The organism is Streptomyces sp. AN091965 (assembly GCF_022698285.1).
In the GTDB taxonomy this organism is placed as follows: Bacteria; Actinomycetota; Actinomycetes; order Streptomycetales; family Streptomycetaceae; genus Streptomyces.
This window is the reverse complement of record NZ_JALDMY010000001.1, coordinates 6,419,629-6,437,224: the sequence shown is the minus strand read 5'-3', so window position 1 is coordinate 6,437,224 and position 17,596 is coordinate 6,419,629. Positions and strand designations below refer to the sequence as shown.

Annotated in this window: 17 protein-coding genes; 8 read left to right on the top strand and 9 right to left on the bottom strand. The window is 72.4% G+C overall.

Annotation, left to right across the window (positions count from 1 at the left end; translation table 11 throughout):
- Window positions 1–54: 54 nt before the first annotated feature.
- The gene (locus tag MQV74_RS27500) at window positions 55–1,020 is read left to right on the top strand and encodes a DUF4097 family beta strand repeat-containing protein (protein WP_242722869.1); all 966 of its coding nucleotides are present in this window, start codon (window positions 55–57) and stop codon (window positions 1,018–1,020) included.
- Between the two features lies 1 nt (window position 1,021).
- Window positions 1,022–2,245 carry a PadR family transcriptional regulator gene (locus MQV74_RS27495; protein ID WP_242722867.1) on the top strand — a complete coding sequence of 408 codons (1,224 nt, stop codon included), beginning with the start codon at window positions 1,022–1,024 and terminating at the stop codon, window positions 2,243–2,245.
- Window positions 2,246–2,622: 377 nt separating this feature from the next.
- Here the strand turns inward: MQV74_RS27495 and MQV74_RS27490 are convergent, their stop codons facing one another.
- The 4 genes from MQV74_RS27490 to MQV74_RS27475 form a co-directional block, all read right to left on the bottom strand.
- Window positions 2,623–3,177 carry a Clp protease N-terminal domain-containing protein gene (locus MQV74_RS27490; protein ID WP_242722864.1) on the bottom strand — a complete coding sequence of 185 codons (555 nt, stop codon included), beginning with the start codon at window positions 3,175–3,177 and terminating at the stop codon, window positions 2,623–2,625.
- On the bottom strand, window positions 3,177–3,386 hold the full coding sequence (locus MQV74_RS27485) for a helix-turn-helix domain-containing protein (protein ID WP_030687611.1): 210 nt from the start codon (window positions 3,384–3,386) through the stop codon (window positions 3,177–3,179). Before MQV74_RS27485 ends, MQV74_RS27490 begins: the two co-directional genes overlap by 1 nt.
- Before the next feature lie 82 nt (window positions 3,387–3,468).
- Window positions 3,469–4,431, bottom strand: a complete 963-nt coding sequence (locus tag MQV74_RS27480) for a zinc-binding dehydrogenase (protein WP_138961753.1) — start codon at window positions 4,429–4,431, stop codon at window positions 3,469–3,471.
- Window positions 4,432–4,795: 364 nt separating this feature from the next.
- Complete coding sequence (locus MQV74_RS27475; RefSeq protein ID WP_242722849.1) at window positions 4,796–6,016, bottom strand: NAD(P)-dependent malic enzyme; 1,221 nt, start codon at window positions 6,014–6,016, stop codon at window positions 4,796–4,798.
- Window positions 6,017–6,602: 586 nt separating this feature from the next.
- On the opposite strand from MQV74_RS27475, the gene MQV74_RS27470 reads away from it, so the two are divergent.
- The 3 genes from MQV74_RS27470 (at window position 6,603) to MQV74_RS27460 (ending at window position 9,616) form a co-directional block, all read left to right on the top strand.
- Window positions 6,603–7,568 (top strand): ABC transporter substrate-binding protein, encoded by a 966-nt coding sequence (locus MQV74_RS27470; RefSeq protein WP_242722846.1) that lies wholly within the window; start codon window positions 6,603–6,605, stop codon window positions 7,566–7,568.
- 342 nt (window positions 7,569–7,910) lie between these two features.
- Window positions 7,911–8,855: an amino acid ABC transporter permease gene (locus tag MQV74_RS27465; RefSeq protein ID WP_242722843.1), complete on the top strand. Its 945-nt coding sequence runs from the start codon at window positions 7,911–7,913 to the stop codon at window positions 8,853–8,855.
- Window positions 8,855–9,616, top strand: coding sequence for an amino acid ABC transporter ATP-binding protein (locus tag MQV74_RS27460; RefSeq protein WP_278194235.1), 762 nt, complete (start codon window positions 8,855–8,857; stop codon window positions 9,614–9,616). The genes MQV74_RS27465 and MQV74_RS27460 overlap by 1 nt, the downstream gene beginning before the upstream one ends.
- A gap of 136 nt (window positions 9,617–9,752) precedes the next feature.
- On the opposite strand, the gene MQV74_RS27455 is transcribed toward MQV74_RS27460, so the two are convergent.
- Window positions 9,753–10,526, bottom strand: coding sequence for a class I SAM-dependent methyltransferase (locus MQV74_RS27455; protein ID WP_242722840.1), 774 nt, complete (start codon window positions 10,524–10,526; stop codon window positions 9,753–9,755).
- 117 nt (window positions 10,527–10,643) lie between these two features.
- On the opposite strand from MQV74_RS27455, the gene MQV74_RS27450 reads away from it, so the two are divergent.
- The gene (locus MQV74_RS27450; RefSeq protein WP_242722837.1) at window positions 10,644–11,273 is read left to right on the top strand and encodes a CGNR zinc finger domain-containing protein; all 630 of its coding nucleotides are present in this window, start codon (window positions 10,644–10,646) and stop codon (window positions 11,271–11,273) included.
- Here the strand turns inward: MQV74_RS27450 and sodX are convergent.
- Window positions 11,177–11,638, bottom strand: coding sequence for a nickel-type superoxide dismutase maturation protease (sodX, locus tag MQV74_RS27445; RefSeq protein ID WP_138961747.1), 462 nt, complete (start codon window positions 11,636–11,638; stop codon window positions 11,177–11,179). The two genes, MQV74_RS27450 and sodX, sit on opposite strands and share 97 nt — an antisense overlap.
- A 143-nt stretch (window positions 11,639–11,781) precedes the next feature.
- Between sodX and sodN the strand changes: the two genes are divergently transcribed.
- Window positions 11,782–12,177: a superoxide dismutase, Ni gene (gene sodN / locus MQV74_RS27440; protein ID WP_138961746.1), complete on the top strand. Its 396-nt coding sequence runs from the start codon at window positions 11,782–11,784 to the stop codon at window positions 12,175–12,177.
- Window positions 12,178–12,507: 330 nt separating this feature from the next.
- Window positions 12,508–14,511: an elongation factor G gene (locus MQV74_RS27435; protein ID WP_242729196.1), complete on the top strand. Its 2,004-nt coding sequence runs from the start codon at window positions 12,508–12,510 to the stop codon at window positions 14,509–14,511.
- A gap of 32 nt (window positions 14,512–14,543) precedes the next feature.
- On the opposite strand, the gene MQV74_RS27430 is transcribed toward MQV74_RS27435, so the two are convergent.
- The 3 genes from MQV74_RS27430 to MQV74_RS27420 form a co-directional block, all read right to left on the bottom strand.
- Entirely contained in the window at window positions 14,544–15,470 is a 927-nt protein-coding gene (locus MQV74_RS27430) for a sigma-70 family RNA polymerase sigma factor (protein ID WP_242722834.1), read from the bottom strand.
- A gap of 286 nt (window positions 15,471–15,756) precedes the next feature.
- Complete coding sequence (locus MQV74_RS27425; protein ID WP_374120705.1) at window positions 15,757–16,419, bottom strand: HAD-IA family hydrolase; 663 nt, start codon at window positions 16,417–16,419, stop codon at window positions 15,757–15,759.
- A 103-nt stretch (window positions 16,420–16,522) separates the two neighbouring features.
- Entirely contained in the window at window positions 16,523–17,572 is a 1,050-nt protein-coding gene (locus MQV74_RS27420) for an EamA family transporter (protein ID WP_242722831.1), read from the bottom strand.
- Window positions 17,573–17,596 lie beyond the last annotated feature (24 nt).

Below are 17,596 nucleotides of genomic sequence, written 5' to 3'. Positions count from 1 at the left end.
TCAAGGATGCGATATGGCGCGTTGTGTCCGAGCCGCCCCAGGAGGTCAGTCACCATGCCGAAGTGGTCCGTCGATGAGCCCAGGAAGCTGACGTTCGACGCGCCGGTGAGGCGCCTGCGCGTCCGCGTCGTGAACGGCACGGTGAACGTGGTGGGCACGAGCGACGACACCGGAAGGCTCGAGGTGTCCGAGATCTCGGGTCCCCCGCTCGCCGTGACGCACTCCGGCGGCACGCTGTCCGTCGTGTACGAGGACCTGCCCTGGAAGGGCCTCCTGGGCTGGCTCACCCCCAAGGGCGCGCGCCGCAGCGCGGTGGTGTCGCTGGCCGTCCCGGCCGGGACCCAGGTCGAGGTGGGCGTGGTCGGCGCGGGCGCGGTGGTCACCGGGATCGAGGGCCGGGCGGAGGTGCGGAGCATCTCGGGCGACTCCACCCTGGTCGGCCTGACCGGGCCGGTCCGGGCCGAGACGGTCTCGGGCGCCGTCGAGACCCAGGGCATCACCGGGGAGCTGCGGTTCAACTCGGTCTCGGGCGACCTGACGGTCGTCGACGGAGCGGGGTCCTCCGTTCGGGCCGAATCGGTGAGCGGCTCGATGATCCTGGATCTGGACCCGGTCGGCGGCCCTGCCGACGTCGGACTCAGCAGCGTCTCGGGCGAGATCGCCATCCGGCTGCCCCACCCGGGACACGCGGACGTGGAGGCGGACACCACGAGCGGCTCGGTCTCCAGCGACTTCGAGGACCTCAGGATCACCGGCCACTGGGGCACGAAGAAGATCACCGGCAGGCTCGGATCCGGCCGCGGCCAGCTCAAGGCGACGACGGTCTCCGGCTCGATCGCGCTTCTGCGCAGGCCGGCGGTAGAGGAAGATCGGTACGAGACCGACGAGCCCCCGCGGAATGCCGCCCCGACGGACGCCCCGCCCTCGGCTCCCCCGGCCGACGCCGGGCCCGAGACCCCGACCGGCACCCCGGAGGCGGACACCGCCGCCGACGCCCCGACCGACAAGAAGGTGCTCTGAGATGCCCCCCGTGTTCGCCCACGGCCGTCTGCGCCTGTATCTGCTCAAGCTCCTGGACGAGGCCCCGCGCCACGGCTATGAGGTGATCCGCCTCCTCGAAGAGCGCTTCCAGGGGCTGTACGCGCCCTCGGCGGGCACCGTCTACCCCCGCCTGGCCAAGCTGGAGGCGGAGGGCCTGGTCACCCACACCACGGAGGGCGGCAGGAAGGTCTACTCGATCACGGATGCGGGCCGCGCCGAGCTCGCCAGCCGCAGCGGTGAGCTGGCCGATCTGGAGCTGGAGATCCGCGAGTCGGTCGCCGAGCTGGCCGCCGAGATCCGCGACGGCGTGCAGGGCGCGGCGGGCGAGCTGCGGCGCGAGATGCGGGCGGCGGCCCAGCAGGCCCGGACGGCGGGCAGGTCCGGCGCGGGCCACTCGGGCCTCGGTGACCTCTTCGACGGCGCCTGGACGGACAGCGAGGGCTGGCGCCAGGCGAAGGAGGAGGTCCGCCGCGCCCGGCAGGAGTGGAAGGAGCAGGCGCGGCGCGCGAAGGACGAGAGCCGCCGGGCCCGCGAGGAGGCCCAGCGGGCCCGCCGCCAGGCCAAGGACGCGCGGGAGCAGGCCCACGAGGAGGCGCGGGAGGAGTGGCAGCGCATGGCCCAGCGGGTGCAGGACCACGTGCAGGAGCACTTCGCGCGCGGCGACTGGCCCACCGGGGTGCGGGAAGGGCTCGCCGAGCTGGCCAAGGAGGTCGGCGACTTCGGCAGGGAGTTCGGCAAGGACTTCGTGGACTTCGGCTTCGGCGACCCGGAGGGCAAGCGCGCCAAGGCCCCCCGGCACGACGAGGCACCCGGCCAGGACACCGCGTCCGAGCCTGGCAGGACCTCTGACACGAGCAAGACCTCCGAGCCGGGCAAGCCCTCCGGCACGACCAAGGCGTCAGGGCGAGAAGGGGCGCCCGGGGACGAGGCCGCAGAGCACGCCAAGGCGTCCGCGCCGGGCCCCGTGTTCACGCCGCCGCAGGCCCAGGTGCCGGTGGAGTATCTGCCGGACTGGGCCCAGGAGGAGGCGACGGGCGCGGACCCCGCGCGCGACCTGGAGCGGCTCCTCGACCGCTTCCGCGACGACGTCCGTGACGCGGCCCGCGACCACGGGGTCTCCCCGGACCAGCTCCGCGAGGCCCGCCGCCACCTCTCGGAAGCGGCGGCCCACGTCACGGCGATACTGCGGATGCCCAAGCCCTGACGGGCGCCCCGGGCGGCGGGCCCGGCCCGGGAGCGCCCGGGGCACCCGGCGCACCCAGGCCACTCGGCGCACCGGGGCCTGCCGAGTCCACGCCCGGGGCCGCACCACGGGCCCGCGCCGCCGCACCACGGACCCGCGTTGCCGCGCCACGGGCCCGCGCTGCCGGGAGCACTCGGGGGCACCCGGGGTCCGGGGCCCGTCGAGCCCGCGCCCCGGACCACACCACCGGACCCTCGCCGCCGAGCCACGCCTCCGGCCCGCGCGCCCGACCACACCACGGAGTCGCCCTCCAGGACCCCGGCCCCCGGCCACGCCGCCGAGCCACACCTCCAGGCCACGCCACCGACCCGCACCTCAGGACTGCGCCCCGCCCACCCCTACGTCAGCACCCGGTCCAACGCCTCACGCGTCACGCCCCGGTCGCCGAGGACCTCCGCCACGATGCCCGGGCGGGTCGTGAGGGCGAGCAGGATGTGCTCGTCGCCGATGGTGCGCTGTCGTCGCTCGGTGGCGATCCGCAGGGCCCGTACCAGCGTGTCCTTGGCCTCCCGTCCGAAGGGGCGGTGGCCGAACCAGGAACCGATCCCTTTGCGCCCCCGCCCCGTCCCGGCGCCCGCCAGGACGCCCGCCCCATGGGTCTCCTCGACACGGGCGACGATCTCGTCGACGTCGACGCCGAGCCCGGCGAGCGCCTCGGTGTCCGCCTGGGTGAGCCCGCCACGGCGGCGGGCATCGGCCAACGCCTCGGCGATCTCCTCACGCCGCCGGTCGGCCCCCAGCGCCGCCAGGGCGAAGGAGCCGCGGCTGCCCTGCAGGTCGAGCAAGGCCAGCAAGAGATGACCGGCGTCGACGGTGTCGGCGCCCGCCCGCTCGGCGTGCTCGCCCGCGCCCGTCACCACGGCCCGGGCACTTCTCGTGAATCGCTCGAACATCACTGCCTCCCGTACTTCTTGTGCACGGCCTGCCTGCTCACGCCGAGTTCGGCGGCGATCTCCTGCCACGACCAGCCCTGTTGGCGGGCGCTGCGCACCTGAACTGCTTCGAGCTGCTCCACGAGACGCCGCAGCGCGGTGACGGCGCGCAGCCCGACCCGGGGATCGCGGTCGCCCGCGCGCTCGGCGAGATCCGTTGCTTCGGTCATAGGTGTCAACGTAGGTTGACACCCCTCTTCATGTCAACCCTGGTTGACATGAAGAGGGGTGAGCGGGGAGGCTCCGGGACGCTCAGACCGTCAGTACGATCTTGCCGAACTGGTCACCCGCCTCCAGGCGCGCGAAGCCCTCCCGGGCGCGGTCCAGCGGCAGGACCTCGTCGATGACGGGCCGCACGCCGGTGTTCGCGCAGAACGCGAGCAGGTCTTCGAGTTCGTCCTTCGTGCCCATCGTGGAGCCGACGATGCGCAGCTCCAGGAAGAAGACCCGGGTCAGCTCGGCGTGCGAGGGGCGGTCGCCGCTGGTGGCGCCGGAGATCACCAGGGTGCCGCCGGGGCGGAGCGACTTGATCGAGTGCGACCAGGTGGCCGCGCCGACCGTCTCGATGACCGCGTCGACCCGCTGCGGCAGCCGCGCGCCCGCGGGCAGCGCCTCCACCGCGCCCAGCTCCACGGCCCGCTTGCGCTTGGCCTCGTCGCGGCTGGTGGCGAAGACCTTGAGGCCCGCCGCCCGGCCGAGCACGATCGCGGCGGTCGCGACGCCGCCGCCCGCGCCCTGGACGAGGACCGAGTCGCCGGGACGTACGCCCGCGTTGGTGAACAGCATGCGGTAGGCGGTGAGCCAGGCCGTGGGCAGGCAGGCGGCCTCGGCGAAGGAGAGCCCCGCGGGCTTGGGCAGGACGTTCCAGGTGGGCACGGAGACCTGCTCGGCGAAGGTGCCCTGGTACTTCTCGGTGAGGATGGTGCGGCGCTCGTGCGGGCCGACGCCGTGGCCGGACTGGCCGATGACGGAGTGCAGGACGACGTCGTTGCCGTCCTCGTCGGTCCCGGCCGCGTCACAGCCGAGGATCATCGGAAGCTTGTCCTGGTCGAGGCCGACCCCGCGCAGGGACCACAGGTCGTGGTGGTTGAGGGAGGCGGCCTTGACGTTCACGGTGGACCAGCCGGGGCGGGGCTCGGGGGCGGGTCGGTCACCCAGCTCAAGGCCGTTGAGGGGGTGCGTGGAGTCGATGCGGGCGGCGTAGGCAGCGAACATGGCGCCGACCGTAGTCCGGCCCCTGGACCTTGGGAACGGCCCACGGGTGTGACCCACACCGCGCCCGCCCGGACCGCGGCCCGCCCCGGGCCCCGCCCCGCGCCTCTGGCCCCCAGGCCACGCCGCGGCCGCCCGAGTCCGCGCCGGGCCTCCGGCCCCCACGCCACACCCCGGCCACCTGAGTCCGCGACAGCCGCACCCCGCCCAGGGACCGCACCCGCGGCCCCGAAGCCCGGAACTCGCGGCCCGGAACCCGCAGCCAGAAAGCCCGAAGTCCGAAGCCCGGAACCCGCGGCCCGCACCCCGGAACCCGCAGCCGGACAACGCAAGGCCCCACCCCGCCCGGCGAGGTGGGGCCAAGGCGTCAGCGCCGGGCGACCCCTTCGGCCCGGGCCGCCGCGGCGACCGCCGCCGTGACCGCGGGGGCCACCCGCTCGTCGAACGGAGAGGGGATCACGTACGCGGCGGAGAGTTCGTCCCCGACCACGTCGGCCAGCGCGTCGGCGGCCGCGATCTTCATGCCCTCGGTGATGCGGGAGGCCCGCACCTGGAGCGCGCCCGCGAAGATGCCGGGGAAGGCGAGGACGTTGTTGATCTGGTTCGGGTAGTCCGAACGGCCCGTCGCCACCACGGCGGCGTACTTGTGCGCGATGTCCGGGTGCACCTCGGGGTTCGGGTTGGCCATGGCGAACACGAACGAGTTCGGCGCCATCGAGGCCACCGCGACCTCGGGGACCGTACCGCCGGACACGCCGATGAACACGTCCGCACCGGCGAGCGCGCTCTCCAGGGAACCGCTCAGGCCCGCCTTGTTCGTGAGCTCCGCGAGCTCCCGCTTGACCGGGGTGAGGTCGTCACGGTCCCGGCTGACGATGCCCTTGCGGTCCGCGACCGCGACGTCGCCGAGCCCGGCTTCGAGGAGGAACTTCGCGATGGCGACACCCGCCGCGCCCGCGCCCGAGATCACGGCGCGCAGGTCGCCGAGCGTCCGGTCGGTGAGCCGCGCCGCGTTGCGCAGCGCGGCGAGGGTGACGACCGCCGTGCCGTGCTGGTCGTCGTGGAAGACCGGGATGTCGAGCCGCTCCTGGAGGCGCCGCTCGATCTCGAAGCAGCGCGGCGCGGAGATGTCCTCCAGGTTCACCCCGCCGAAGGAGGGGGCGAGCCGCACCACGGTCTCGATGATCTCGTCCGTGTCGGTGGTGCCGAGGGCGATCGGCACGGCGTCGACGCCGCCGAACTGCTTGAAGAGGATGGCCTTGCCCTCCATCACCGGAAGGGAGGCCTCCGCCCCGATGTCCCCGAGGCCGAGAACGGCCGTGCCGTCGGTGACGACGGCGACGACGTTCGACTTCCAGGTGTAGTCGTGGACGAGCTCCGGCTGTTCCGCGATGGCGCTGCACACCTTCGCCACGCCGGGCGTGTACGCGAGGGACAGGTCGTCCTTGTTCCGCACCGGGACGGTTGCCTGCACGGCCATCTTGCCGCCGCGATGCAGGGCGAAGGCCGGATCGAAGGGCTCTTCGGCGCCTTCGTGACCGGTACTCGTACCGCTGTCGCTGCGAGGATTGACGATCTCCGCTGCCACTGTGTCTGACCCCTTAAGTGTTCATGGTTGAGGGTGGACCACTTCCTGGTGGAGAAGTGGGGCGGGAACCGCGTCCGCGCTGAGGCCCCGGGCCTGGCGGCCCGCGACCCTCCGCCTGTCGGCGAAGCGGTACGGGAGGTACGTAACGGACGCGCGGGCGCGCCGCACACGCGCCCTGGCCCCGGATGAGGGGTGTAACCGTCTTTTCTACCGGATGCCTCCCGCCGCCGACGAGCCATATCTGTCGCAGCCCCATGTGAACGGCGGGTTTCCGGCCCGGGACGGGCACGCGGAGGCCGGGGATTCATCCCTAAATGAGACAAAGGTCCGTTCGGCGGGTCCGCATAGCGAGATTGGGTGGTTATCCCGTGGTTGCCACCGCTTCGCCCCACCACGTCAATGAGCAAGGCGTACCGGCCCGTTGTGGTCGCCGGATCACCCGTTATCCGATTTTGACATCTCCGGCCCCCAGAATCGGACGGTCCGAATGGCAAGATGCACCATCACACGAGGTCGCGACGCCCGAAGGTGTGTGCACGACCCCATGTCAGACCCATGGCTACTCCCCATCCGCCGGAGGACCCCTATGACCGCAAGCACCACTTGTCGCACGACCGCCGCGAAGTCCGCGAAGTCCCGGATCGTCGCTGTCGGCGCGATCGCGGTCGCCGGCTCGCTGCTCCTGACGGGATGCGGCGACCAGCGGGACAACAAGAAGGGCGACGGCGGCAAGAAGGTCGTCGACGCGCCGCTGTCCGACATGCTCCCCACGAGCATCCGCAACAAGGGCGTCATCAAGGTCGGCTCCGACATCGCCTACCCGCCGGTCGAGTTCAAGGACAAGAACGGCGACACGGTCGGCATCGACCCCGACATCGCCGAGGCCATGGGCAAGCAGCTCGGCGTGGAGTTCCAGTTCGACAACGGAACCTTCGACACGCTCCTCGGCGGTCTGCGCTCCAAGCGGTACGACATCGCGATGTCGGCGATGACGGACACCAAGAACCGCCAGGAGGGCGTCGACGAGGAGACCGGCAAGAAGGTCGGCAAGGGCGTCGACTTCGTCGACTACTTCATCGCGGGCGTCTCGATCTACACCAAGAAGGGCGAGGACCAGGGCATCAAGACCTGGTCCGACCTCTGCGGCAAGAAGATCGTGGTCCAGCGCGGCACCGTCTCGCACGACATGGCCAAGGCCGAGTCGAAGAAGTGCAAGGGCGGCAAGAAGATCTCCATCGAGTCCTTCGACAACGACCAGCAGGCCCAGACCCGGCTGCGCTCGGGCGGCGCGGACGCGGGCTCCTCGGACTTCCCGGTCGCGGCGTACGCGGTGAAGACCTCCGGCGGCGGCAAGGACTTCCAGCTCGTGGGCGAGCAGGTGGAAGCGGCCCCGTACGGCATCGCGATCTCCAAGGACAACACCAAGCTGCGCGAGGCGATCAAGGCCGCGCTCGGCGCGATCATCGCGAACGGCCAGTACGAGAAGATCATCAAGGAGTGGGGCGTCGAGGCCGGCGCGGTCAAGGAAGCCAAGGTCAACGGCGGCAAGTGAGCGGCGCCTGACCGCCCGCCGCGGCCCGTCGAAGGCCGTGGCCCCCGCGGCAGGCCCCCGTCGGGCCCGTGACCACCGGTCGCCGGGCCCGAGCCACCGCAAGACCGACGCAAGCCACCGGAAGGCCGCGGGCGGGCCCCGCAACCACCGGCACGCCACCGGCGGAACCCCGGCCTTCGGCGGCCGCGCTGCCGCCGAAGGCCCGCGCCGGGCCGAAGCCGCGGCAGGCCCGCGGCCACCCAAGGCCCGCGGCCACCGGAAGGCGGAAGCCACCCAAGGCCCGCGGCAGGCACGCGCCCTGCCGCACCCCTCGTCACACCTCGTCGCTGAAAGGCACCACCCGTGACAACGGACATCACCAAGTCGGGCTCACCCGGCCCCCAGGACGAGCCGCCACGCTCCACGCCGGAGGCCATCAAGGCCGTCCCGGTGCGGCACTACGGCCGCTACGTGGCCGGCGTGCTCGCCCTCGGCGTACTCTGCGCGATCATCTACGCCTTCTCCCAGGGCGACATCAACTGGGACGCCATCCCCGACAACTTCTTCGACGAGCGCATCCTCAAGGGTGTCCGCGAGACCCTGATCCTCACGGTCCTCTCGATGCTCATCGGCGTCGTGGGCGGTGTGCTCCTGTCGGTGATGCGCCTGTCGAAGAACCCGGTGACCTCGTCGATCGCGTGGTTCTACATCTGGTTCTTCCGGGGCACGCCGGTCCTGGTCCAGCTCTTCGTCTGGTTCAACCTGGGCTTCGTCTTCGAGTACATCAACCTCGGGCCGATCTACCAGGACGAGTGGTCGGACTTCATGACGCCGTTCCTGACGGCGCTGCTGGGCCTCGGTCTGAACGAGGCCGCGTACATGGCGGAGATCTGCCGCGCCGGTCTGCTCTCGGTCGACGAGGGCCAGACGGAGGCCTCGCAGGCGCTCGGCATGAGCCACGGCAAGACGCTGCGACGCATCATCATCCCCCAGGCGATGCGCGTGATCGTGCCGCCGACGGGCAACGAGGTCATCAACATGCTGAAGACGACCTCCCTCGTGGCGGCCGTCCAGTACTACGAGCTCCTGCGCTACGCCCAGGACATCGGCACCTCGTCGGGCGCCACCGTCGAAGCCCTGCTCCTCGCCGCCACCTGGTACCTGATCATGACGTCGATCCTCAGCGTCGGCCAGTTCTACCTGGAGCGGTACTACGCGCGCGGCTCCTCGCGCAGCCTGCCGGACACCCCCTGGCAGAAGATCAAGGCGAACATGGTGTCGCTGGGCAACCGTTCGGGAGTGCGCTGATGACCGCCATGGTGAAGGCCGAGAACGTCCACAAGTCGTTCGGCCACGTAGAGGTTCTCAAGGGCATCGACCTGGAGGTCAAGTCCGGCGAGGTGTTCTGCCTCATCGGCCCCTCCGGCTCCGGCAAGTCGACCTTCCTGCGCTGCATCAACCACCTGGAGAAGGTCAACGCCGGCCGTCTCTACGTCGACGGGGAGCTGGTCGGCTACCGGCAGAAGGGCGACAAGCTGTACGAGCTCAAGGACAGCGAAGTCGCCATGAAGCGCCGGGACATCGGCATGGTCTTCCAGCGCTTCAACCTCTTCCCGCACATGACGGCCCTGGAGAACGTCATGGAGGCGCCGATCCAGGTCAAGGGCCAGTCCAAGGCGACGGCGCGGGAGCGCGCGGGGCAGCTCCTGGAGCGGGTCGGGCTCGCCGACAAGGCGAAGAACTACCCCTCGCAGCTGTCCGGCGGCCAGCAGCAGCGCGTGGCCATCGCCCGCGCCCTGGCGATGGACCCGAAGCTGATGCTGTTCGACGAGCCGACGTCGGCGCTCGACCCGGAGCTCGTCGGTGACGTGCTCGACGTGATGCGCGACCTCGCCGAGTCCGGCATGACGATGGTCGTCGTCACGCACGAGATGGGCTTCGCGCGCGAGGTCGGTGACAGCCTCGTCTTCATGGACGGCGGTGTGGTGGTCGAGTCCGGGAACCCGAGGGACGTCCTGACGGATCCGCAGCACGAGCGGACGAAGTCGTTCCTGTCGAAGGTGCTGTAGGCGCTGTAGCCCCCGCGGGGTGCCTCCTGTAGGTGCTGTAGCCCTCGCGGGGTGCCTCAGGGACCTCGAAACCGCGGAAGGGGCGGTCCGGATCCCCAGATCCGGGCCGCCCCTTCCTGCCGAGCGCGCGACGTCCCTACTTCAGCCCCAGGACCATCGCGTCCGACGGCGACGACCACACCGTGCGGGCCTCCGCGAAGCCCGCCTCACGCAGGGTGCGGGCGTGCCACTCGGCGGGCGGGGTGTCGCCGTCCGCGTGCTCGCCGTAGATCTCGAAGCGCTTGGCCGTGGGCCCCGCGAGCACCGGGTCCTGCGCGGCGATCGCCCACCAGTCGGCCCAGTCGAGGACGCCCGCGGCCCGGGCCTCGGCCTGACGCGCGTGGCGCTGCTCGCGGTCGGCGGCGTTGAGGCGCGGCGTCGTCGGGTCGGGCATGTGGTCGGCGTTGAGGAAGACGCCGCCGTCGCGGACGAGCCCGCCGAGCCGGTGGTACAGCGCGGCCAGCGGTTCGCTGAACAGCCAGTGCAGGGCGGTGGCGGTGAGCACGGCGTCGTAGGAGTCGTGCGGCAGCTGCGCGGCCCAGTCCGGGTCCTTCAGGTCCGCGGTCACGAAGGTGACCCGGTCGTCACCCGCGAAGGTGCCCTCGGCGATGGCGAGCAGGGCCGGGTCGAGGTCGACGCCGACGCTGGTGGCCCCGGGGAACCTGGCCAGGAGCCGGGCCGTGATGGTGCCCGTGCCGCACGCGAGGTCCAGGACGCGGGGCTCGCGGCCGACCAGGGCCTCGACCATGTCGAGCATGACGCGGAACCGCTCCTCGCGGTCCGGCATGTACCACTCCTGCTGCCGGTCCCAGCTGTCCTGCCAGGCACGCCAGTCGGTTCCGAATCCCGTACCGCTAGCCGTTTCCGTCACCGGAAGCCCTCCGTCCCGTACTACCCTCGATTAACCTCGACAGGTAACACCCGCGATCGAACATCGACTGTTACCACGCCCGCAGACGAAGATAGCCCGCCCCGGTAAGGACTACAAGTGGAACTGGCCTATTACTCGGACTACGCCCTGCGTCTGGTCAACACCGAGGAGCCGGAGCGCAACAGGGACACGCTGACGTCGGTCGAGGCGGTCCGCGAGCTGTTCGGGGCCAACCAGCAGGCGGCCCGGCGCGCCACGGACTCGGACGTGACGCGCTTCCGCTCGGTGCGGGCACGGCTCAGGTCGGTCTTCGAGGCGGCGGACGGCGGCGACGAGACCCTCGCCGTGGACCTGCTGAACTCCCTGCTCCTGGAGTTCCCGGTGAGCCCGCAGATCTCCGGCCACGACTACCGCGACGACGACGGCCGTCCGCTGTGGCACATGCACCTGGCCGACCACCCGTCGAACGCCACCGCCGGGTACGCGGCGATCGCGGCCATGGGCCTCGCCTTCCACCTCACCGAGCACGGCGTGGACCGGCTCGGCCTGTGCGAGGCGGCGCCGTGCCGCAACGCCTATCTGGACACCTCGACCAACCGCTCCCGGCGCTACTGCTCCGACCGCTGCGCGACCCGCGCGAACGTGGCGGCCTACCGCGCGCGCAAGCGCCTGGAGAGCGAGCGGTCGGCGAGCACGGGACGCACCGCGGAGAAGGTCCAGGAGACCAGCGCCGTCAGCGAGAGCTGACGCCGCCCCAGCGCCTCACGCTCCTCGCGGAACCTGCCGAGCGGCCGGAAGCGCCCCCGCACCCGGGCGAGCACCAGGTCCTCCGGCACCACTCCGTAGACGTTGCTGTCGCCGCCCGTGTTGTACGGGTTGTCGCCGAGCACCCACCAGCCGCCGTCCCGCCGCTCGACCGCGCGCTTGACCACCAACAGGTCCTGCTGCAGCGGATGCCGCAGGATCACCACGTCGCCGGGCCGCACCCGCGCGCCGTGCTGCACCAGCATCCAGTCCCCCGGATTCAGCGTGGGCACCATCGACGGTCCGTCGACCTCGATCAACTGGAACGGCACGCGTGTCTCCCGCCCGTCTGCCGTCATTTCCGGCATCAGACAACCTCCCGGTCCCATCCTCCACCAGTTCCAGTGTGACCCTGGACTTTTGTCCTAAGCCCATGGGGGCACTCGCGAAAACGCGTCTCTCACGGAGTAATGTCCCACCTGAGAAGACGATCACGAGGAAGGACAGCTGAATGCTTTCCCGCCTGTTTGCCCCCAAGGTCAAGGCCAGCGCCCACTGTGACCTGCCTTGCGGCGTGTACGACCCCGCCCAGGCCCGCATCGAGGCGGAGTCGGTCAAGGCCGTTCAGGAGAAGATGGCCGCGAACGACGACGCGCACTTCCAGGCCCGCGCCACGGTCATCAAGGAACAGCGCGCCGAGCTCGCCAAGCACCACGTCTCGGTGCTGTGGAGCGACTACTTCAAGCCGCCGCACTTCGAGAAGTACCCGCAGCTGCACGTGCTGGTCAACGACACCCTGAAGGCCCTGTCGGCCGCCAAGGCGTCGACGGACCCGAAGACCGGCGAGAAGGCCCTCGAGCTCATCGCCGAAATCGACCGCATCTTCTGGGAGACCAAGAAGGCCTGATCCCAGGGCGGTTCACACCGTGGAGGGGCCCGGCCGGAGCGATCCGGCCGGGCCCCTTCGCCATGCCGCGGCCCGGCTGCCCAGCCTCTCGGCAACCCGATCGATGACCCGGCCAGCGGCACGCTCGGCGTCCCCTTCAACGGCCCGGCCCGCGGCCGCCGAAATCGGTTGCCCTTTCGTCGCGCCCCCTGTTGCACTGGTCGTGTCCCGCCCGCAGCTCCCCGACCAGGAGACCCCAGATGCGCCAGACGTCCATGTCCCGCCGGAAAGGAATCGCCCCCCATCACGAGGACATGACGCCCTGTGCCGTCGCACACCCCTTCACCCCTTCTGAACTTGGGAATCCTGGCGCACGTAGACGCCGGTAAGACCAGCCTGACCGAGCGGCTCCTGCACGCCGCCGGTGTCGTCGACGAGCTCGGCAGCGTCGACGACGGCAGCACGCTCACCGACTCGCTCGCCCTGGAGCGGCGGCGCGGGATCACCATCAAGTCCGCCGTCGTGTCGTTCGCGCTCGACGACGTCACGGTCAACCTCATCGACACGCCCGGCCACCCCGACTTCATCGCCGAGGTGGAGCGCGTCCTGAGCGTGCTCGACGGCGCGGTGCTCGTCGTGTCGGCCGTCGAGGGCGTCCAGCCGCAGACCCGCGTGCTCATGCGCACGCTGCGGCGGCTCGCCCTCCCCACGCTCGTCTTCGTCAACAAGGTCGACCGCCGGGGTGCCGACATCGAGCGCGTACTGGCCGAGATCGGCCGGAAACTGACCCCGGCCGCCGTCGCCCTGGGCACGGTGCACTCCCCCGGTACGCGGGGCGCGCGAGCCGTGCGGCACGCGCCCGGGGACGCCCGCTTCCGCGCCCGCCTCGCCGAGTCGCTCGCCGAGCGGGACGACGCGCTGCTCGCCGCGTACGTCGCGGACGACCACGCCGCCCTCACGTACGCGCGGCTGCGCGCGGCCCTGGCGGAGCAGACGCGGCGGGCCGAGGCGCACCCGGTGCTCTTCGGCTCGGCCATCACGGGCACCGGCCTCGACGCGCTGACCGACGCCGTCAAGGAGCTGCTGCCCCGGGCCACCGGCAGCCCCGAGGGGCCGCTCGCGGGCACCGTCTTCAAGGTCGAGCGGGGCACCGCCGGCGAGAAGGTGGCGTACGCGCGCCTGTACTCCGGCACGCTGCGGGTGCGCGACCGGGTCCCCTTCGGGGGCCGCGCGGAGCCCGGGAAGGTCACCGCGGTCGGCGTCTTCGAGCAGGGCGCGGCCGTGCGCCGCGAGGCCGCCGTCGCCGGGCAGATCGCCCGGGTGTGGGGGCTCGGCGACGTACGGATCGGGGATGTGCTCGGCGAGGTGCGCGCCGTACCGGAACGGCACGCGCCGCGGCGGCACTTCGCGCCGCCCACCCTCGAAACCGTCGTCGAGCCGCGCCGCCCGGGCGACCGGGGCGCGCTGCACACCGCGCTCACCCGGCTCGCCGAGCAGGACCCGCTGATCGGCCTGCGCCAGGACCCGCTGCGCCAGGAGGTCTCCGTGTCGCTGTACGGCGAGGTCCAGAAGGAGGTCATCGAGACCACGCTCACCGAGGAGTTCGGCGTCGGCGTCGACTTCCGCGCGACCACGGCGCTGTGCGTGGAGCGGGTCGTCGGGACCGGCGCGCACGTCGAGGTCATCGACACGGCCCCCAACCCCTTCCTCGCCACGGTGGGGCTGCGCGTGGAGCCCGCGCCGCCGGGGTCGGGGGTGGCGTTCCGGCTCGGTGTCGAGCTGGGCTCGATGCCGTACGCGTTCTTCGCGGCGGTCGAGGAGACCGTACGGGAGACGCTGCGGCAGGGCGTGCGCGGCTGGGAGGTCTCCGACTGCCTCGTCACCCTGACGCGCTCCGGGTACTGGCCGCGCCAGAGCCACGCGCACGCGGTCTTCGACAAGAACATGTCGAGCACGGCCGGGGACTTCCGCCGGCTGACGCCGCTCGTCCTCATGGCCGCGCTGCGGGCGGCGGGCACGCGGGTGCACGAGCCGGTGCACCGGTTCCGGCTGACCGTGCCCGCCGATGTGTTCGGCACCCTGCTGCCCGTGCTCGGGCGGATCGGCGCGGTGCCGCACGCCCCGGCGGTGCACGGCTCGGCGTACGTGCTCGACGGCGTGGTCCCGGCCGCGCGCGTGCACGAGCTGGAGCAGCTCCTGCCCGGACTCACCCGCGGTGAGGGCGAGATGGAGTCCGCCTTCGAGCGCTACGAGCCGGTGCGCGGGGCACCGCCGGAGCGCCCGCGCACGGACCACAACCCCCTGGACCGGAAGGAGTACGTGCAGCGGGTCACGCGGCGCACCCAGGCTGGCTGACGCCGTCCCCCGGGGCCGGGGGACGGCTCCCGTCAGTCCGTGGCCTCCCCGGTGACGGCCGTGACCGTGGCGGGGTCCAGGAGGGCGGCGAGGCGGTCGTGGTCCGCCAGGATGTTGATCTCGACGATCCGGCCATCGCGGACGGTGAACTCGCCGACGGAGAACGGCTTGCCGTCCACCACCGACATCTGGCCCACCCTGCCGTTGACGAGCACCAGATGCGTGGCGAGCGCGACGGTGGCGAACGAACGCGCCCCCGCCACCACCGCCTGGGCACCTCGCACCAGGCGCGACAGGCCCGCGACCTCGCCGCCGTCGGCCCGCAGCACCACGTCCGGGTCCAGGAGTTCGAGCAGCGCGTCGAAGTCGCCGCCGCGCGCCGCCGCGAGGAACGCCTCGACGACCTCGCGCTGCTTGGCCCGGTCCGGGTCCGGCACCGGCGCCGCGTCGCGCACCCGGCGGCGGGCCCGGCTCGCCAACTGCCGGGTCGCGGCCGGGGCCCGCTCCACGATGGGCGCGATGTCCTCGAACGGCACGGCGAACATGTCGTGCAACACGAACGCCAGGCGCTCGGCCGGACTGAGCGTGTCAAGGACGACGAGCAGCGCGAGCCCGACCGAGTCGGTGAGCAGCGCCTCCTCTTCGGGGTCGACCGTCTCGCGGCGCCCCGGAAGCGCGCTGACCTGCGGGTCCGGCACATAGGTGTCGGGCACGTCGAGCGACTGCTCACCGCGCTGCTGGCGGGCGCGCAACAGGTCCAGGCAGACGCGGCCCACGACCGTCGTCAGCCAGCCGCCCAGGTTCTGCACGGCGTCGCTGTCGGTGCGGCTGAGCTTGAGCCAGGTCTCCTGGACGGCGTCCTCGGCCTCGCTCAGGGAGCCCAGCATGCGGTACGCGACCGCCTTCAGGTGGGGCCGGTGCTCCTCGAAGCGCTCCGCCAGGAGATCTCTTCCGTCCATCTGTCACATTCCTTCGTCGCGATCCGTCAAAGCAGTGACACACCGAGAACGGCGGTGCGTCACCCGCCGCGCGGCGGCGCCGACCAGAAGATCACGAAGCGGTACGTCCACGGTATCGATCCCCGCCCGAATGTGACATGGCCCTGCGTGTGATGTGGAGGACAGACAGATGAACGCGCGTATGCCGCACCAGGACCGGAGAACCGGACGGCCCTGCTCCGGCGGACGGGCCCGGTGACGGGGCCGCCGCGGGTGGCGGCGGGCGACACGGGGTGGGGCGGCCGGGTCAGCCGAGCAGGGGTGCGAGGGCCGCCCGCAGGTCGTCCGGCCCGCGGTACAGCACGCCCTTCATCCCGAGCGCGGTGGCCGCGGCCACGTTCTCCTCGCGGTCGTCCACGAACAGGCAGCGCGTGACGGCGGCTCCGACGCGTTCGGCGGCCAGTTCGTAGATCCGCCGGTCGGGTTTGGCCAGGCCGAGCGCGGCGCTGCCGACGACGTCGTCCACCAGGGCGGTCAGGCCGAGCCGCGCCAGGTCGTCGTCCAGCCAGGGCGTGGCGTTGGTGACGATCGACACCGGTACGTGGGCGCGGGCCCTGCTCAGCAGGTCCACGACCGTCCGGTCGGCCCAGAACGCCGACTCGGCCAGCGCGAGCCCCAGTTCGCGGCCGTGCGCCGCGTCGAATCCCCGGCGTTCGGCGAGCCCGGCGGCGATCGCCGCCACCCACTCGTCCTTGCCGATCCGGCCGAGCATCAGCGGCAGATCGGTCTCGGGCGCGAAGGCGATCTCGGCGGTGGCTCCCTCGGGCAGCCCGGCCGCGCGCTCCAGCTCCGCGAGGCGGGACATGTCGTAGAAGCGGATGACGCCGTCGAGATCGGTGAGCACGGCGTCGAAGGGGCGGGGGCGCGCGGGGTCGGCCGGGCGGATGAGGCCTGCCTGGGTGTCGGTCACCGGATGAGGCCTTCGAGTCGGGTCATGCGCCCATCATGCACACGGCCCCCACCGACCGGTGAGCCCGCGTGCGCGATGACCCGTCCCCTCGGCCGCCCCGGCCTCACTCCTGAGCACCACGGCCTTCGCTCCTGCCGGAGCGGCCTCCGGTCCCGGTGGCGCGGCCCTCGCTCTTGGCCGGGCGACGTCCGGCCTCGGCGCGGCCCTCGCCCGTCGCGGCACGGCCTCCGGCCTCGGTGGTGCGGCCCTCACTCTTGGCGGGGCGGCCTCCGACTTTGGTGGCGCGGCCCTCGCCCCTGGTCGTGCGGCCCCCGTCCCCCGACCACACCGCCCACGCGCAGGCCACCACCACGAGCGCCACCGCCCCGCACTGCCGGGCGTTCAGCCGCTCCCCGAGGGCGGCGAAGCCGACGGCCGCGCCCGCCGCGGGGCCGAGGGCCAGCAGGACGCCGAAGGCGCGGACATCGATGCGACGCAGCGCGAGCAGGTCCAGCGAGTACGGGATCAGGGACGACAGGAGCGCGACGAGGAGACCGGTGGCGAGGACGCCCGGGTGCCGGGCGACAGCCGCGCCGTCGCTGAACACGGCGACCGGCACAAGCAGCAGCGCACCCACCGCCAGCGCCACCGTGAGCCCTGACCAGTCCGGGAAGAGCCGCCCCACGCGCCGGTTGAGCACCACGTACGCGGCCCGGCAGCCCGCGGCGAGCGCGCCGAGCGCGAGCCCCGCGACCGGCAGCGCCCCGCCCGGCACCGCGAGCAGCAGCACGCCCACGAGGGCGAGGAGCCCCGCGCACAGCTGGGCCGGGCCGCGCGAGAGCGCCAGGGCGAGCAGGAGCGGCCCGAGCAGTTCGAGGGTGGCGGCGACCCCGAGCGGCAGCTTCCCGATGGCCTGGAAGTACACCGTGTTCATGGCGGCGAGCACCACGCCGAGCCCCATGGCGGCCCACCACCGCTCGGCCGTGAACCGTCGGGGCCGGGGCCGCACCACGCACCCCAGCACGAGGGCCGCGAACCCGAGCCGCATGCCCGCGAGGGCGGTCGGGCTCACCTGCCCGTACGCGGCCTTGGCGACCGCCGCGCCCGCCTGGAGGCTGACCACCTGCGCGAGCACCAGGCCGAGGGCGCCGCGCGCGGCGCGAGTGTTCCCCATGGGCCCAGCGTGATGTCATGCCCT

Coding starts and splice junctions, on each gene's coding strand:
- MQV74_RS27490 (WP_242722864.1), bottom strand. CDS start 3,177: ATGTTCGAGCGATTCACGAGAAGTGCCCGGGCCGTGGTGACGGGCGCG.
- MQV74_RS27485 (WP_030687611.1), bottom strand. CDS start 3,386: ATGACCGAAGCAACGGATCTCGCCGAGCGCGCGGGCGACCGCGATCCC.
- sodN (WP_138961746.1), top strand. CDS start 11,782: ATGCTTTCCCGCCTGTTTGCCCCCAAGGTCAAGGCCAGCGCCCACTGT.
- sodX (WP_138961747.1), bottom strand. CDS start 11,638: ATGCCGGAAATGACGGCAGACGGGCGGGAGACACGCGTGCCGTTCCAG.
- MQV74_RS27430 (WP_242722834.1), bottom strand. CDS start 15,470: ATGGACGGAAGAGATCTCCTGGCGGAGCGCTTCGAGGAGCACCGGCCC.
- MQV74_RS27480 (WP_138961753.1), bottom strand. CDS start 4,431: ATGTTCGCTGCCTACGCCGCCCGCATCGACTCCACGCACCCCCTCAAC.
- MQV74_RS27500 (WP_242722869.1), top strand. CDS start 55: ATGCCGAAGTGGTCCGTCGATGAGCCCAGGAAGCTGACGTTCGACGCG.
- MQV74_RS27460 (WP_278194235.1), top strand. CDS start 8,855: ATGACCGCCATGGTGAAGGCCGAGAACGTCCACAAGTCGTTCGGCCAC.
- MQV74_RS27495 (WP_242722867.1), top strand. CDS start 1,022: ATGCCCCCCGTGTTCGCCCACGGCCGTCTGCGCCTGTATCTGCTCAAG.
- MQV74_RS27420 (WP_242722831.1), bottom strand. CDS start 17,572: ATGGGGAACACTCGCGCCGCGCGCGGCGCCCTCGGCCTGGTGCTCGCG.
- MQV74_RS27470 (WP_242722846.1), top strand. CDS start 6,603: ATGACCGCAAGCACCACTTGTCGCACGACCGCCGCGAAGTCCGCGAAG.